The sequence below is a fragment of the Pseudomonas oryzihabitans genome (assembly GCF_024652905.1).
In the GTDB taxonomy this organism is placed as follows: Bacteria; Pseudomonadota; Gammaproteobacteria; order Pseudomonadales; family Pseudomonadaceae; genus Chryseomonas; species Chryseomonas benzopyrenica.
Window position 1 is genome coordinate 3,301,758 of record NZ_CP102428.1, and the last position, 16,618, is coordinate 3,318,375.

At 64.8% G+C, this 16,618-nt stretch carries 14 protein-coding genes and 1 pseudogene; 4 read left to right on the forward strand and 11 right to left on the reverse strand.

Annotated features, from left to right (window positions below; all coding sequences use genetic code 11):
- Positions 1–43: 43 nt before the first annotated feature.
- Both NRG74_RS15270 and NRG74_RS15275 read right to left on the reverse strand, forming a co-directional pair.
- Complete coding sequence (locus NRG74_RS15270) at positions 44–496, reverse strand: PA2169 family four-helix-bundle protein (RefSeq protein ID WP_007159716.1); 453 nt, start codon at positions 494–496, stop codon at positions 44–46.
- A gap of 72 nt (positions 497–568) precedes the next feature.
- Positions 569–928, reverse strand: coding sequence for a BON domain-containing protein (locus tag NRG74_RS15275; protein ID WP_257704695.1), 360 nt, complete (start codon positions 926–928; stop codon positions 569–571).
- Between the two features lie 366 nt (positions 929–1,294).
- On the opposite strand from NRG74_RS15275, the gene NRG74_RS15280 reads away from it, so the two are divergent.
- The 3 genes from NRG74_RS15280 (at position 1,295) to NRG74_RS15290 (ending at position 6,542) form a co-directional block, all read left to right on the forward strand.
- Entirely contained in the window at positions 1,295–4,801 is a 3,507-nt protein-coding gene (locus tag NRG74_RS15280) for a bifunctional diguanylate cyclase/phosphodiesterase (RefSeq protein WP_257704696.1), read from the forward strand.
- A gap of 88 nt (positions 4,802–4,889) precedes the next feature.
- Entirely contained in the window at positions 4,890–5,081 is a 192-nt protein-coding gene (locus NRG74_RS15285) for a hypothetical protein (protein WP_017640373.1), read from the forward strand.
- A 201-nt stretch (positions 5,082–5,282) separates the two neighbouring features.
- Positions 5,283–6,542, forward strand: a complete 1,260-nt coding sequence (locus NRG74_RS15290) for a cation:proton antiporter (RefSeq protein WP_257704697.1) — start codon at positions 5,283–5,285, stop codon at positions 6,540–6,542.
- 55 nt (positions 6,543–6,597) lie between these two features.
- Here NRG74_RS15290 and speD read toward each other — a convergent pair whose 3' ends face one another.
- Entirely contained in the window at positions 6,598–7,392 is a 795-nt protein-coding gene (speD, locus tag NRG74_RS15295; protein WP_026083764.1) for an adenosylmethionine decarboxylase, read from the reverse strand.
- 264 nt (positions 7,393–7,656) lie between these two features.
- Complete coding sequence (locus tag NRG74_RS15300; RefSeq protein ID WP_017640370.1) at positions 7,657–8,079, reverse strand: OsmC family protein; 423 nt, start codon at positions 8,077–8,079, stop codon at positions 7,657–7,659.
- A gap of 209 nt (positions 8,080–8,288) precedes the next feature.
- On the opposite strand from NRG74_RS15300, the gene crp reads away from it, so the two are divergent.
- Complete coding sequence (crp, locus tag NRG74_RS15305) at positions 8,289–8,933, forward strand: cAMP-activated global transcriptional regulator CRP (protein WP_093254930.1); 645 nt, start codon at positions 8,289–8,291, stop codon at positions 8,931–8,933.
- A gap of 60 nt (positions 8,934–8,993) precedes the next feature.
- Here the strand turns inward: crp and NRG74_RS15310 are convergent, their stop codons facing one another.
- The 7 genes and pseudogenes from NRG74_RS15310 to rpe all read right to left on the reverse strand — a co-directional run bounded on the left by NRG74_RS15310 (position 8,994) and on the right by rpe (position 16,600).
- Positions 8,994–10,775 carry a BCCT family transporter gene (locus NRG74_RS15310; RefSeq protein ID WP_257704698.1) on the reverse strand — a complete coding sequence of 594 codons (1,782 nt, stop codon included), beginning with the start codon at positions 10,773–10,775 and terminating at the stop codon, positions 8,994–8,996.
- Positions 10,776–11,046: 271 nt separating this feature from the next.
- A complete protein-coding gene (trpC, locus tag NRG74_RS15315) occupies positions 11,047–11,874 on the reverse strand; it encodes an indole-3-glycerol phosphate synthase TrpC (protein ID WP_017640367.1) in 828 nt (275 codons plus the stop codon).
- The gene (gene trpD / locus NRG74_RS15320) at positions 11,871–12,920 is read right to left on the reverse strand and encodes an anthranilate phosphoribosyltransferase (protein ID WP_017640366.1); all 1,050 of its coding nucleotides are present in this window, start codon (positions 12,918–12,920) and stop codon (positions 11,871–11,873) included. The genes trpC and trpD overlap by 4 nt, the downstream gene beginning before the upstream one ends.
- Complete coding sequence (locus NRG74_RS15325; RefSeq protein WP_064306800.1) at positions 12,921–13,514, reverse strand: anthranilate synthase component II; 594 nt, start codon at positions 13,512–13,514, stop codon at positions 12,921–12,923.
- A 10-nt stretch (positions 13,515–13,524) separates the two neighbouring features.
- Positions 13,525–15,003 carry an anthranilate synthase component I gene (gene trpE / locus NRG74_RS15330; RefSeq protein WP_257704699.1) on the reverse strand — a complete coding sequence of 493 codons (1,479 nt, stop codon included), beginning with the start codon at positions 15,001–15,003 and terminating at the stop codon, positions 13,525–13,527.
- A gap of 72 nt (positions 15,004–15,075) precedes the next feature.
- Positions 15,076–15,926 (reverse strand): annotated as a pseudogene (locus NRG74_RS15335) (phosphoglycolate phosphatase).
- On the reverse strand, positions 15,923–16,600 hold the full coding sequence (gene rpe / locus NRG74_RS15340; protein ID WP_058769116.1) for a ribulose-phosphate 3-epimerase: 678 nt from the start codon (positions 16,598–16,600) through the stop codon (positions 15,923–15,925). Before rpe ends, NRG74_RS15335 begins: the two are co-directional and overlap by 4 nt.
- Positions 16,601–16,618 lie beyond the last annotated feature (18 nt).

The window sequence follows — 16,618 nt, forward strand, 5'->3', positions numbered from 1 at the left end:
AAGAAAAGCCCCGCCTAGGCGGGGCTTTTTTCTGCAGGCAACCTTAGTGGGCGGCTTGCATGCGGTGCTTCAGGTCACGCATGCGATCGTGGGTCGCACGGGCCTTTTCCAGCTGGCTGCGCAGGTTGGCCTGGGCATCCGGCGTGGCGTGTTCGTTGACGGCGCGCTCCAGCGCGTGCAGCAGGCGGTCTTCCTGCTCTTCCAGTTCGCTGACGTAGGTGACTTCTTCCTTTTCCTTGCTGGCAAAGGAGGTTTTGACGTCGGTGTAGTACTTGCGGAAGCTGCCGGCAAAGGTGCCTTGCTCAGCGGGCTTTTCACCAGCGGCCGATACCTGGCTGCTCAGGGCGCTGATGATCTCGGCCTTGCTCTGGGCGATCTCGGTGAACAGGGCCTTCAATTCGGGGTTCTTCACTTCGGTGAGGGCATGCTCGTAGAAATTCTTGCCGTCACGGGCGATCTCGATCAGATCGTTGAGGGTTTCGGTCGTGCTGGTCATGGCAGTTCTCCGGGTGAAGGGCAAGGGTGATGGCAGCGGCGCTGCCATCGTGCCGGGTGTTACCAGGCGTTCTTACTGAGCGGCTTTCAGCGCATCAGCCGATACGGCCTTGACGCCCTTGATGGCCTTGGCTTCCTTGATCGCCAGGTCGCGCTGGGCTTCGGTCGCCACGGTGCCGGACAGGGACACGACGCCCTTGTTGGTCTCGACCTTGATGGCGGTACCCTTGATGTGTTCGTCGGCCAGGAAGGAGGCTTTGACCTTGCTGGTGATCCAGGTGTCGGACGCGGCTTCTTCGGTCTTGTCCACGGTGTTGTTGGCAGCCAGGGTCATGTTCTGGCTGGTGGCAGCCAAGGCACCGCCGGCCAGCGGCAGGCTCAGTACGGAAGCGGTAACGGCAGCGAGGGCAAAAGTACCGAAAGTCTTTTTCATGAGATGACTCCTGTTTTCCTTGGTTGTACTGCGCCCAGGTCCTGGCAGCAGCGACTCCTATGTAGAGCGCAACGGCTGCGCCGAATTCCAAAGCCGATTAAAGACGTTGAAAATCAATGATTTAGATCAATTCATCAAAAATAACAGGCGGGCAAAATGCAAGTAATGCGCAAAAAGGTCTGGTAAATTGCACGAGGTCAGACGACTCTGGCACCGGTGTCTGGGGCAGGAGCCTCCCGTGCGCTCTGCGACAAGGGTGGACATCGAAAGGCGGACGTCGAGGTGGTCAAACCAGAACTGCCGCACCTTTATCCGGTCAATGCTGAATTGAACCCGACACCTACGATCGGGCCTCGAGGATCCGGGATGCGGCCTCTCTCCCCTGCGCGCATTGCCCTGGTTTATCTGTTGCTGAGCGCCCTCTGGGTGATCGGCACCGATGGGCTGTTGTATCTGCTGCTCAGCGATCAGGACAGTGTCCATCTGTGGCACACCCTGAAGGGCCTGGCCTTCATGAGCCTGCTGTCGCTGGTGCTCTATGGCTTGCTGCGGCGCGAAGCCCGCAATCGCGAAGGCTTCATCGAAGAGCTGCAGAGCCAGCGCGCCACCCAGGATTTCGTCCAGCGGCTGACCAATACCGGTGACTGGCAGTTGCTGGACGATGGCCGCCTGCTGTGTTCCGAACGCACTCTGGTGATGCTGCACCAGCCCAAGGGCAGCGATCCGCTGGATTTCGCCACCATTGCCGCCTGCGCCCGTGCCGATGACCGCGACCACGTCCACAGCATGCTGGAACGCCTGCAGCACATGCAGGGCCCGCTGAATTTCTCGGCGCATTTCGACGATGGCGAAGGCAGTTGGCGCTGGCTCAATTGGCAGAGCGATTTCGACGAAGCCGGCATCACCCGCGGTGCCCTGGTCGACATCACCAGCCACAAGCTGGCCGAACAGGCCCTGCACGACAGCCAGCGGCGCTATCGCGAACTGGTCCAGCACCTGCCGCTGGTGATCTTCGCCAGCGATCACCGCGGTCGCTGGCAATTTCTCAACCCCGCCTGGGAAGGCCTCACCGGCCAGCCCGCCGCCCAGCAACTCAACCACCCCCTGGATCAGGCCTTCCATCCCCAGGACGGCGCCCGCCTGCGCCAGCTGGTGGTGGATTTCGCGGCGGGCCAGCGCCTGCATTGGAATGGCGTGGTGCGGTTGCGGCTGTCGGTGGAGAGTCATCGCTGGATGCAGATGGAGCTGCGCGCCGGCCTCGATGGCGAGATCCAGGGCACCCTGACCGACATCCATCACGACTACCAGGCGCAGCTGCTGCAACAGGCCCGTAGCGACGTTCTCGACGACCTGCTCACCGGCCTGCCGCTGGCGGAGATCCAGCAAGGCATCGCCCTGCGGCTGGAGCAGATCTATCCGGAAATGCGCGTCGCCCTGTTGCTGGATGACCAGGGCGAGCATCTGCGGGTTGCCGCGGCGCCCAGCCTGCCCCCGGCCTTCCAGGCGGCGCTGGAAAGCATGCCTCGCAGCCGTCACGACCAGGGCTGCTGCAGCGCCGTCACGGGCAATGCGCCGGTGTTCACCATCGATGTCGCACTGGACCCGGCCTGGCAACCGCTGTTGCCGGCGGCCCAGGCCGCGGGCATTCGCGGCGCCTGGGCCCTGCCCCTGCAGGACGAGCAGCAACGTGCCGTGGGCGCCCTGGGTATCTACTACGGTGAGGCGCGACTGCCCGAAGCGGAAACCCAGGCGCTGATCACCGAATTCACCCGCCTGGCGGTGCTGGCCATCCGGCAGCAGCGTGTCGTCCAGGCGCAACGTGCCAGCGAGGCGCGCTATCGCGGCATCTTCGAACAGGCCTACACCGGCATCATGCTCAGTGACCTGGAAGGTCGCTGGTTGAGCGTCAATCACCACTTCTGCCAGATGCTCGGCTACTCGCAACCGGAGTTGCTGCAAAAGGACACCGCGTCGGTGACCCATCCGGACGAGCGCGCGCTGGGCGCCGCGCTGCGCAAGCAGCTGGTGGACACCGGCCAGGACCGCTACACCCTGGAAAAACGCTATCTGCATCGCAATGGCCAGCCGGTATGGACCAACGTCACCACGCGCCTGATCCGCGACGATCAGGGCGTGCCGCAATACTTCATCAGCACCGCCCAGGACATCACCCTGCGCAAACAGCAGGAAGAGAGCCTGCGCCAGGCCGCGGCGATGTTCCAGAACAGTCGCGACGGCCTGTTGCTGCTCGACGAACGCCGCTGGATCCTGGCGGTGAACCCGGCCTTCGCCCGGCTGCTGGGCGCCCAGGAAGGCACCCTGCTCGGCCAGCGCCTGGGACTTCCCGGCGGTGGGCGCCAGGACCAGCGCTTTTATCGCGAACTCTGGCGTACCGTGCGCCGCGAGGGCCGCTGGGAAGGCGAGCTGCTCTGGCCACGACTCGACGGCAGTACCTTTCCGGCCTGGACCGCCATCGACACCCTCTACCCCCGGGAGACCCGGCAGTACACGGTTACCGTCAGCGATACCACCCGCCTGCGAGAGAGCGAGGCGCGCCTGAGTCATCTGGCGCACCACGATCCCCTGACCGACCTGCCCAACCGCCTGCTGGCGCGCACCCATCTGGAACACGCCCTGGCCCTGGCCGAACCCCAGGAATACCTGGTCGCCGTACTGATCCTCGACTTCGATCATTTCCGCACCGTCAACGAAAGCCATGGCCATGCCCTGGGTGACGAACTGCTGGTGGAATTCGCCGCCCGCCTGCGCGCCCTGCTCAGCGAGGACATCACCCTGGCGCGCATCGGTGGCGATGAGTATCTGGTCATCATCGAACGCCTGGACCGGCCCGAATTCGCCGCCCAGATCGCCCAGGCCATGCTCGGCAAGCTGGAGCAGCCCTTCCACCTCGGCGAGCACGACATCTATCTCAATGCCAGCATCGGCATCAGCCTCTTTCCCGACGATGGCGGGACCGCCGATGACCTCATCCGCAATGCCGACACGGCCATGCACCAGGCCAAGGACCAGGGCCGCGACACCTTCCGCTTCTATACCCAGGCCCTCACCGAGCAGTCGCGGCGGCGGTTGAATCTGGAATCGCGGCTGCGCACCGCGCTCAAGCGCGGTGACTTCGTTCTGCACTACCAACCGCTGATGAGCGTCAACACCGCCCAGACCATTGGCGTGGAAGCCCTGGTGCGTTGGCAGGACCCGGAGCTGGGCCTCATCCCGCCCACCGAGTTCATTCCGCTGGCCGAGGAAACCGGGCTCATCGTGCCCCTGGGCGACTGGATCATCGAGACCGCCTGCCAGCAGATGCACAGGTGGCTCGCCCAGGGACTCGAACTGGAGACCCTGGCGATCAACATCTCGCCCCGGCAATTCGCCAAGCGCGATCTGGCCAGCACCATTTCCCGCGCCCTGGCGCGCAGTCGCCTGCCGGCCGAGCACCTGGAGCTGGAGATCACCGAAGGCACCCTGATGAACAATGTCGAGGAGGCGCTGCTGTCCCTGGCTACCCTCAAGACACTGGGCGTACGCATCGCCGTGGACGACTTCGGCACCGGCTATTCCTCCCTGGCCTATCTGCGCCGCTTCCCCCTCGACAAGCTCAAGATCGACCAGAGCTTCATGCACGAGTTGCGCAGCGACAGCGGCACCCACAGCAGCCAGGCCATCGCCGCGGCCATCGTCGCCCTGGGCCAGGGCCTGGATCTCGACGTGCTGGCCGAGGGCGTGGAGACCACGGAGCAATGGGATATCTTGCGCAAGCTGGGTTGCCAGCAATGCCAGGGCTTCCTGTTCAGCCCACCGTTGCCGCCGGAAGAGTTCGAAGGCTGGTATGCCGAACGGCAGCGGGCGCGCGCCTAGCGCGCTTACCGACGAATGTCACCATTCTGCAATCAAAAGCGCTCTAGAATCGGGTTTCCACTTTTCGTCTGTCCCCGAGGGTACCAGTATGAAGATCGTGGTTCGCCCCCTGCGCAAGTCCACCACCAGTGCCTGGCAGGTCTGTCTCGACAAACAGGCCATCACCTTTCTCAATGAAGCCGACGCCCGCAGCTACGTGGCAACGCTGGAGGCGCGTATCGCTGCGCCCCATCCGTTGCCGCTGCGTGAAACGACCCCGGCAATGGCCGCGCCGCTCTAGCCGTCAGCGCGCCTGACAGTTCGTCTCAGAGGTCGCCCTGGCACCGGCACTGGAGGTGCGGGCCAGGGCGACTGCTGATCTTGTCGCGCCAGACACTTGGCTAGGCAGCTATCGAAAATGTAACTTTTGCGGCCTCCACCCCATCCTACCCCTAGCCCCTGCCTCCGCCGGGACTCGCTGTCTGATGGATCTGGAACGCCCATGCTCGAACTCGCTGCTGCCTTCATCTGCTTCACCTCGCTGCTCACCTACCTCAACTACCGCTTCGTCGGCCTGCCGCCCACCATCGGCGTCATGGTCATCGCGCTGATCTTCTCGGTCGGCCTGCAGAGCCTGTCCTGGCTCGGCTTTCCCGGCCTCGAGCACCGCATCGGCGAACTGCTCGGGCAGATCGACTTCAACGACCTGCTGATGAACTGGATGCTCGGCTTCCTGCTGTTCGCCGGCGCCCTGCACGTCAATCTCAAGGACCTGCGCGACTACAAATGGGCCATCGGCGGCCTGGCCACCCTCGGGGTAATCATCTCCACAGTGTTGATCGGCTATCTCAGCCACTGGATCTTCGGCTGGCTGGGCTGGCACGTCGACCTGCTCTACTGCCTTATCTTCGGCGCCCTGATCTCCCCGACCGATCCCATCGCCGTGCTTGGCATCCTGCGCTCGGCCGGCGCGCCCAAGTCCCTGGAGACCACCATCGTCGGCGAGGCGCTGTTCAACGATGGCGTGGCCGTGGTGGTTTATTCGGTGCTGCTGGGGGTGATCCAGCTGGGCGAGACGCCCACGGTCAACGCCGCGCTCTGGCTGTTTCTCGAAGAGGCCGGCGGCGGCATCCTCTTCGGCCTGCTGATCGGCTTCATCTGCTACTGGCTGATGCTGAGCATCGAGCAGCACCAGATCGAGGTAATGCTGTCCCTGGCGCTGGTGATCGGCGGCTCGACCCTGGCCAGCCACCTGCACGTCTCGGGCCCCATCGCCATGGTGGTCGCGGGTCTGATCATCGGCAACCTGGGCCGTACCAAGGCGATGAACGACTTCACCCGGCGCTACCTGGACGGGTTCTGGGAGTTGATCGATGAGATCCTCAACGCCCTGCTGTTCGCCCTGATCGGCATGGAGCTGCTAGTGCTGCCCTTCAGCTGGGCCCACCTGGGCGCGGCGCTGCTGGTGACCCTGGCGATCCTCTTCGCCCGCTGGATCAGCGTGGCACCGGTGGTGCTGCTCAGCCCGCACTGGCGCAACATGACCCGCGGCACGGCGCGCATCCTCACCTGGGGTGCCCTGCGTGGCGGCGTCTCCGTAGCCCTGGCGCTGAGTCTGCCGGCCGGTCCGGAGCGGGATCTGATCCTGGCCCTGACCTACATCGTGGTGCTGGTCTCCATCCTCGGCCAGGGCCTGACGATCGGCCGGGTGGTCAAGAGCGTCACCGGTGGCGCACCGGTCGTGCGCGACGAGCATCACTGAACCGGGAAACGAAGAACCCCGCCGTGGCGGGGTTCTTTGAGCAACAGCCGAGCGATCAGCGCGGCAGGTTGCGGCCGGAGAAGATCTCGCGCATCTCGTGCTTGAGACGCTGAGTGATCTGCTGGCGCTGTTCCGTCGAGAGGCTGCGGGAAGCATCACCGAACAGGTAGTTGTCCAGTTCGAATTCCTTGAGCAGCATCTTGGTGTGGAACAGGTTGTCCTGGTACACGTTCACGTCGGTCATCTGGTAGGCCGCGCGAGTGTCCTCGGACAGGTAGTTCTGGATCGAGTTGATCTCGTGGTCGATGAAGTGCTTGCGCCCTTCGATGTCACGGGTGAAGCCGCGCACCCGGTAGTCCACGGTGACGATATCCGAGTCGAACTGGTGGATCAGGTAATTCAGGGCCTTAAGCGGGGAGATCACGCCACAGGTGGAGACGTCGATGTCGACGCGGAAGGTGGCGATACCGTCGTCCGGATGGATCTCCGGATAGGTGTGCACCGTGATGTGGCTCTTGTCCAGGTGGCCGAGAATGGTTTCGCGCAGCGGACCGGGCGATTCCTCGATCTGGCTCTCGGTCGGCTCGACCGGTTGCTCGGAGATCAGGATGGTCACGCTGGCACCCTGGGGATCGTAATCCTGGCGGGCGATGTTGAGGATGTTGGCCCCGATAATATCGACCACGTCGGTCAGAATCTGGGTCAGACGCTCGGCGTCGTATTCTTCATCGATGTACTGGACATAGGCCTGTTGATCTTCCGACGTCTCGGCGTAGCAGATGTCGTAGATGTTGAAGCTCAAGGTCTTGGTCAGGTTGTTGAAACCATGAAGCCTGAGTTTGCTTTTCACGGTGGTAAAGCTCCCGTCGTGCGGTCTCTGACCGCGGTCCTGAGTGCCCGTCAGTTGCGGATTGCGCAAGCTGCGTAGGGCGGCGAACACCTCTTCGCGATGGCGATTGGCTGTACTTGTCGGGGCTTGCCCCTTAAGAGCGGCGCATTATGCAGATCGGCAGCGGCTGGGGCCAGAGTCTGCCGGGCTCAGGTGATGAATTGATGTCGACGGGAAGGGATGACGCGGAGGGCGACGCCTGTACGGGCGTCGCCTGCAAAAGCATCAGGCGAGTTCGACGAGTTCGTAGCTGTGGGTGATCTCGACGCCGGCCCGTCCGAGCATGATGGAGGCCGAGCAGTACTTCTCCGCCGACAGCTCGATGGCGCGCTTGACCTGGGCTTCTTTGAGACCGCGGCCCTTGACCACGAACTTCAGGTGGATGCGGGTGAACACCTTGGGCTCGGTCTCGGCACGATCCGCTTCGAGGAAAGCCTCGCAGCTCTCCACCGGCTGCCGCGCCTTGCGCAGGATGCTGACCACGTCGTAGCTGGCGCAGCCGCCCAGACCGATCAGCACGGTTTCCATCGGCCGTACGCCGAGGTTGCGACCACCGCTTTCCGGCGGGCCGTCCATGACCACCACGTGACCGCTGCCGGATTCACCGAGGAACATGGCCTCGCCTGCCCACTGGATGCGCGCTTTCATCGCTTTCGTCCTACTTATATATGCAAATGGTGATCAGCTTAACATGCTGGATGGCGTAAACTGATGACCAGTGAAGGGCTATTCAGCTCGCATTTAAGCTGCGCATGTTCTTATCCGGTCTTTGAATTGGAACCGGCGCAGCCTATGCATGCACCGGTTCGGACATCGGTGCCCCCGACTCAGGTTAGCTCTCAACCTCAGGAATCAGCATGGCCGCTATCATCCCACCCGCGAAGTTACAGCACATCGACAAGCTGCTAGCGCACTGCTCGCGTCGCCGCTACACGGCAAAAACCACCATCATCTACGCTGGCGACAACAGCGAAAGCCTGTTCTTCATCCTCAAGGGTTCGGTGACCATCCTTATCGAAGACGATGAGGGCCGCGAAATGATCATCGCCTATCTCAATGCCGGGGACTTCTTCGGCGAGATGGGTCTGTTCTCCAAGGAAGGCAGCGAGCCCGAGCGTAGCGCCTGGGTCCGTGCCCGTACCGAGTGCGAAGTCGCCGAGATCAGCTACAGTCAGTTCCGCGAACTGAGCCAGCATGATCCGGACATGCTGTTCTCCCTCGGCCGCCAGATGGCCGAGCGCCTGCGCCAGACCACCCGCAAGGTCGGCGACCTGGCCTTCCTCGACGTCACCGGTCGCGTGGCGCGCACCCTGCTCGACCTGTGCAAGCAGCCGGACGCCATGACCCACCCGGATGGCATGCAGATCAAGATCACCCGTCAGGAGATCGGCCGCATCGTCGGTTGCTCCCGCGAGATGGTCGGCCGCGTGCTCAAGTCCCTGGAAGAACAGGGACTGGTCCACGTCAAGGGCAAGACCATGGTGGTGTTCGGCACCCGCTGAGCCCCGCCCGGTGCGCCCCTGCCAGCAGGCGGGGGCCGCTGCCCCCGCCCTTCCAGCGCGTCAGATTTCGACCTTCCGCTGTACCTTCTCCACCCGCACCGTGGCTTTCTCCTCGACGGTCTTCTCGCCGTTCCCCTTGGCCTTGGGCTCACCCACGACGAAGTGGAATTCTTCGCCGTGCTTGACCGCGCCATAGAGCACCGCCTTCTCGATCAACTCGGTGCCGCGCAGATGCCGCAGCATCAGCGGATCGCAGCGCAGGTCACGATAGAGCGCCAGGCACAGCAGCGCCATGACCACCACGAAAGGCAGCGAGACCACGATGGTCAGATTCTGCAGACCATTGAGGGCGGCGCCTGGATTGCCCGGGTCGCCGATGGCCAGCATGATCGCCGCCACCGCGCCGGTGAGGGCGCCCCAGAAGATCACCGTGCGTCGCGAGGGCTCGGTGGTACCGCGCTCGGACAGGGTACCCATCACCAGGGACGCGGCGTCGGCGCCGGACACGAAGAAGATCGCCACCAGCACCATGACCAGTACCGAGGTCACCGAGACCCAGGGATAGCTGGCCAGCAGATCGTAGAGGGCGAAGTTGCTGTTCACCGCGCCATCGACCAGGGTGAAGGCGCCCAGGCGCATGGCGTCGATCGCCGCGCCACCGAAGATGACGAACCAGACCACGCTGACCAAACTCGGCACCAGCAATACCCCGGTGACGAACTGGCGGATGGTACGGCCGCGACTGATGCGGGCGATGAACATGCCGACGAAGGGTGTCCAGGAAATCCACCAGGCCCAGTAGAACACCGTCCAGCTCGACAGCCAGTTGCCCATGGCCTCGCCGCCGCTGGCGCTGGTGCGCGCCATCATCTCCGGCAGGAGGTCGATGTAGTCACCGATGGCGGTGGGCAGCAGATTGAGCATCAGCAGGGTCGGCCCGACGACGAAGACGAACAGGGCCAGGGCCACCGCCAGCACCATGTTGGTGTTGGACAGCCACTGGATGCCCTTTTCCACGCCGGACACGGCAGAGATGACGAAGGCTACCGTCAGCACGGTGATGATGCCGATATACAGCATTTTTCCGGGTTGCTCGATCCAGCCGTTGTGTTCGAGTCCGCCAGCGATCTGCAGGGCGCCCAGGCCGAGGGAGGCGGCCGAGCCGAACAGGGTGGCGAAGATCGCCATCATGTCGATGACGCGGCCAAGGGGGCCGTTGGCGTGCTCGCCGATCAGCGGGCGGAAGGCCACCGAGATCAGCTGGCAGCGCCCGCGGCGATAGGTGCCATAGGCGATGGCCAGGCCGACCACGGCGTAGATGGCCCAGGGATGCAGCGTCCAGTGAAACAGCGTGGTGGCCATGGCCACCTGCAGGGCGGCACTGCTCTGCCCCGCGGCGCCGCCGGGTGGCGGGTTGAGATAGTGCGACAGCGGTTCGGCGACGCCAAAGAACATCAGGCCGATGCCCATGCCGGCGCTGAACATCATCGCCACCCAGGAAAGGGTGCGGAATTCCGGTTGTTCGTCGTCGCGCCCCAGGGGGATCCGCCCATAGCGACTGGCCGCCAGCCAGATGACGAAGACCACGAAGCCGGTGGAGGTGAGTACGAACAGCCAGCCGAAATGGGTGATCACCCAGCCCTGGGCGGTCGAGGCGCTGCTGGCCAGACCGGCCTGGTTGACGAAGCCCCAGATCACGAAAGCCAAGGCGGCGATGCTGGTGATACCGAAAACCACCCAGTCAGTGGTACCGGCGAGTCGGCGATCGCGCCGCGACTCCTCGGTCCGGGAGGGATCGGTGACGCTGATATCAAGTGTTTCGCTTTTTTCTTCCGTTGCCATGGTTCTTGCTTGCCCTGGTTATGGATGGCCTGGTGCGGCGGAGCCCCGGCGCACCTCGCGATGGCCGATCGACTCCTCGACCCGCCACGGTTCAGCGGGTCGGAGGTCATTAACCGGGTTTAGGGGTCAGGAAACAAAGCCCCGCGTCGGCAGCGAGTACACGGAGGTCGTTCCCGCCGATTGGGGCGGGCGTGAGTCGACCTGGGTCACCTTGCAGATAAAAAAAGGCCTCGGTGGTCGCCACCGAGGCCTTGTTCAGGCGCCTGAACGGTTAGGCATCCATGAGCGGGAAGCGCCGGTCAGGAAAGAACAGCCGCTGCAGCTCCTGGCCCGGCTCGTCGGCACGCATGAAGGCTTCGCCCACCAGGAAGGCACGCACCTCGTTAATCTCCATCAGCTCCACGTCGGCGCGATTGAGAATGCCGCTCTCGGTGATCACCAGGCGATCCTGTGGGATGCGCGGCAACAGGTCCAGGGTCGTCTCGAGGCTGACCTCGAAGGTATGCAGGTTGCGATTGTTGACGCCTACCAGCGGGGTATCCAGCACCTTGAGCGCGCGCTCAAGCTCGGCGCCGTCATGGACCTCGACCAGCACGTCCAGGCCGACATCCTTGGCCGTGGCGGCCAGTTCGCCCATCAGGCCGTCGTCCAGCGCGGCGACGATCAAGAGGATGCAATCGGCGCCGATGGCCCGGGCTTCCACCACCTGGATGGGATCGATGAGGAAGTCCTTGCGGATCACCGGCAACTGGCAGGCGGCGCGCGCTTGCTGCAGATAGGCGTTGCCGCCCTGGAAGAAGTCCACGTCGGTGAGCACGCTCAGGCAGGTGGCTCCGCCTAGGGCGTAGCTGTGGGCGATCTCCGCCGGCACGAAGTGCTCGCGGATCACCCCCTTGCTCGGCGAAGCCTTCTTCACCTCGGCGATGATCGCCGCCTCCTTTCGCGCCACCTGGGCCTGCAGGGCGCGGGCGAAGCCGCGCGGGGCGTCGGCGGCACGGGTCTGGGCCTCGAGTTCGGCCAGGCTGGTACGCGCCTTGAGCTCGGCGATCTCCTCGGCCTTGCGGGCCAGGATCTTCTGCAACACGGTTGGCACACTCACGGGCGACCCTCCTCGCGATAGACGGATGTGAAATGGGCGAGCTCGTCCAGCTTTTCCCGGGCCAGGCCGCTGTAGAGCGCGTCGTGGGCCAAGAGTACCCCTTCGTGCAGGCTGTGGGCGAGATCCGCGGCGTAGAGCGCCGCGCCGGCGTTGAGCACGATCATGTCGGCGGCCTTTTGCCCGGCTTCGGTCTTGCGCCGGCCGAGGGCGTCGCGGATCAGCGCCAGGGAGGCCTCGGGACCGTCCACGGTCAGGCCGACCAGGGTCTGGCTCTTAATCCCCAGATCCTCCGGCAGCACCTGGTATTCGCTGATGCTGCCGTCCTTGAGTTCGGCCACCTGGGTCGCCGCGGCCAGGCTGAATTCGTCCAGGCCGTCGCGGGAATGCACCACCAGCACATGGTGACTACCCAGGCGCTGCAGCACCTCGGCCAGGGGTCGGCAGAGGGCGGCGCTGAACACCCCGACCACCTGGTGACGGACACCGGCCGGATTGGTCAGCGGCCCGAGCATGTTGAACAGGGTACGCAGCCCCAGGGAACGGCGCGGCCCGGCGGCATGGCGCATGGCGCTGTGGTGCGACTGGGCGAACATGAAGCCGACGCCTACCTGTTCGACGCAGCGGGCGATCTGCGCCGGAGTCAGCTCCAGGTAGATACCGGCGGCCTCCAGCAGATCGGCGCTGCCGCTCTTGCCGGACACCGCGCGATTGCCGTGCTTGGCGACCTTGCCGCCCGCCGCCGCCACCACGAACACCGAGGCCGAGGAGACATTGAAGATGTTGGCACCGTCGCCGCCGGTGCCCACCACGTCGACCACGTGGTCGAGGCTCGGCAGCACCACCGGGGTCGCCAGTTCGCGCATCACGCTGACCGCGCCGCAGATCTCGTCGATGGTCTCGCTCTTGATGCGCATGCCCATGAGGAAGGCACCGATCTGCGCCTCGTCGGCGCCACCGGTCATGATCTGGCGCATCACCGCCTGCATCTCGGCCACATTGAGGTCGAGTTGGCCACTGATGCGATTCAAGGCCTGCTTGATGTCCATCTAGCGGCGTCCTCCCTGCTGCTTGAGAAAGTTGGCCAAGAGGTCATGGCCATGTTCGGTGAGGATGGACTCGGGATGGAATTGCACCCCTTCGATCATGAATTCGCGGTGCCGCAGCCCCATGATCTCGTCCAGGCTGCCGTCTGGATGCTGGGTCCAGGCGGTGATCTCCAGACAGTCGGGCAGGGTCTCGCGCTTGACCACCAGCGAGTGGTAGCGGGTCACGGTGAAGGGATTGGGCAGGCCGGCGAAGACGCCTTCGCCGTTGTGGTAGACCGGGCTGGTCTTGCCGTGCATCGGCTCGCGCGCCCGCACCACCTCGCCGCCAAAGGCCTGGCCCAGGCTCTGGTGACCCAGGCAGACGCCCAGCACCGGCAGCTTGCCGGCGAAGCGCTCCAGGGTGGCCAGGGAGATGCCCGCCTCGTTGGGCGTGCAGGGACCGGGGGAGACGACGATGCGCTCCGGCGCCAGGTCTTCGAGCGCCTCGACCGGGAGCTCGTCGTTGCGCACCACCTTGACCTCGGCGCCCAGCTCGCCCAGGTACTGCACCAGGTTGTAGGTGAAGGAATCGTAGTTATCCAGCATCAGCAACATGGCAGGCTCCTCAGACGGACTGTTCGGCAAGGGTGACGGCGCGGAACATGGCGCGACGCTTGTTGAGGGTCTCTTCCCACTCCAGCGCCGGCACCGAGTCGGCGACGATTCCCGCCCCGGCCTGCACGTGCAACTCGCCGTCCTTGATCACCGCGGTGCGGATGGCGATGGCGGTGTCCATGTTGCCGTTCCAGGCCAGGTAGCCCACGGCGCCGCCGTAGATGCCGCGCTTGACCGGCTCCAGTTCGTCGATGATCTCCATGGCGCGGATCTTCGGCGCCCCGGACAGGGTGCCGGCCGGCAGGATGGCGCGCAGGGCGTCCATGGCGCTCAGTTGGGGCTTGAGCCGGCCGGTGACGTTGCTGACGATGTGCATCACGTTGGAATAGCGCTCGATGACCATCTTTTCGGTCAGGGTCACGCTGCCGGTGGTGGAGACCCGGCCCACGTCGTTGCGCCCCAGGTCGATCAGCATCAGGTGCTCGGCCAGCTCCTTGGCGTCGGCCAGCAGATCACGCTCCAAAGCCAGATCGGCTTCCTCAGTGGCGCCGCGCGGACGGGTCCCGGCGATGGGCCTCACGGTGATCTCGCCGTCCTCCACCCGCACCAGCACCTCGGGCGAACTGCCCACCACGTGGAAGTCACCGAAGTTGAAGAAATACATGTAGGGCGTGGGGTTGAAGCAGCGCAGCGCTCGATAGAGATCGATGGGCGCCGCCTGGAAGGCGATGGACATGCGCTGCGAAGGCACCACCTGCATGCAGTCGCCGGCCAGGATGTAGTCCTTGATGCGCTGCACCGCGCCTTCGAAATCCTCGCGACTGAAGCTGGAACGAAAGCTCGGCTCTGGTCCGGTCGGGGCGGAAAGATCCAGGCCACGACGCGGCACGATGGGCTGGCGCAGGCGGTCGAGGATGTCGGCCAGGCGCGCCTGGGCGGCGTCGAAGGCCTCGGCTTCATCTGGATCGGCCAGCACGATCGCATGGATCTTGCCGGCCAGGTTGTCGAACACCACCACGGCATCGGACACCATCAGCAGGATGTCAGGCGTCCCCAGCGGGTCGGGATTGGGGCAGGCCGCCAGGCGGCGTTCCACGTAGCGCACGCTGTCGTAGCCGAAGTAGCCCACCAGCCCACCATTGAAGCGGGGCAGACCATCCAGGGTCGGCACGCGATAGCGCGCCTTGAAGGCTTCGACGAAGGCCAGGGGATCGTCGCAGTGCTCGATCACCTCGACCTCGCGACCAGCATCGCTGACCACCACGCGATGACCATGAACGCGCAGTACACGGCTGCACGGCAGGCCGATGATGGAGTAACGCCCCCATTTCTCGCCGCCCTGCACCGATTCCAGCAGATAGGAATTGGGGCCGTCGGCCAGCTTCAGGTAGATGGACAGCGGGGTGTCGAAGTCGGCCAGGGTTTCGAAGGCCAGGGGAATGCGGTTATAGCCTTGAGCGGCCAGGCGCAGGAAATCGTCGCGGGTCATGATCAGCCTCGTGGCGAGGAAAACGAAAGGTCGGGTGCACAGCGCGCCGGTCAGATACCGGCCAGGACAAAATCAGGCGCGCCAGCGCCAACGGGCCAGGGCCTTGATGACTTTCATCCATGCTCGCGAGGAGCCTGTGCGGGTGACCACCACGATGCGATCTCTTGCTCTTGAGGCGGGGGTTGAAGGGCCACGTTAGCCTAGCCGGCGCGGCATGGCAACCGGCCGGCCACCTCGGCGTGCTAGATGAACAGCTCGCGCAGATCGTCGACCACCAGATCCGGCTGCTCGCTGGCGATGGGCTCGCCATGGTTGTAGCCATAGCTCAGGGCCACGCAACGCACCCCGGCGGCACGGGCGGCACGGATGTCATTGCGCGAATCACCGATGAACAGGGCCTGACCGGCCACCACGCCTGCCTGCCGCATGACCCACAGCAAGCCCGCCGGATCGGGCTTCTGCTGCGGCAGGGTATCGCCGCCGACGATCCAGTCGAAGTCGCCCAGGCCCATGTCGGCCAGCAGCGGCGCGACGAAGCGCTCCGGCTTGTTGGTGATCACCGCCAGGCGCACGCCCAGGGTGCGCAGCAGCGCCAGGCTGTCCAGCACGCCGGGATAGACGCGGGTCAGGGCGTGGCTGCCGCCATAGAGCTCCATGAAGAGGGCCAGCGCGCTATCGGCAGCGGCTTCGTCCACGGCGTCGTGCTGCATGTCATCGGCCAGGGCGCGACGCACCAGCACCCGGGCGCCGTTGCCAATCCACAGCCGCACCTTGTCCAGCCCCGCCGGCGCGCGGTCCAGGCGTTCGAGCATGGCGTCCACCGCGGCGGCCAGGTCCGGTGCCGAATCCAGCAGAGTGCCGTCGAGGTCGAACATCACCAGGGCAGGCGGATGCCCGCCACCGAGCCGCACCAGGGCGCTCATACCGAGCGGGCCTTGGCCAGCTCGGCGCGCATCGCCTGGATCACCGCGGCGTAGTCCGCCTGGCCGAAGATGGCCGAGCCGGCGACGAAGGTGTCGGCCCCGGCGCGAGCGATCTCGCCGATATTCTTGACGTTGACCCCGCCATCGATCTCGAGCCGGATCGGCCGGCCGGAGGCATCGATCAGGGCGCGCGCCTCGCGCAACTTGTCCAGGGTGCCGGGAATGAATTTCTGGCCGCCAAAGCCGGGGTTGACGCTCATCAGCAGCACCATGTCGATCTTGTCCATGACGTACTTCAGCGCATCCAGCGAGGTGGCCGGGTTGAACACCAGGCCGGCGCGGCAACCGCCATCCTTGATCAGCTGCAGCGAGCGATCGATGTGCTCGGAGGCCTCGGGATGGAAGGTGATGTCGGTGGCGCCGGCCTCGATGAAGTCGCCGATGATGCGATCCACCGGCTTGACCATCAGGTGCACGTCGATGGGCGCGGTCACCCCGTAGTTGCGCAACGCCTTGCAGACCATGGGGCCGATGGTGAGGTTGGGTACATAGTGATTGTCCATCACGTCGAAATGGACCATGTCGGCACCGGCGGCGAGGACCTTGTCGACTTCCTCGCCCAGGCGGGCGAAATCGGCGGACAGGATCGAGGGGGCGATGGCGAAGGGTTGCATGGGATAGCCTCGGCGAAG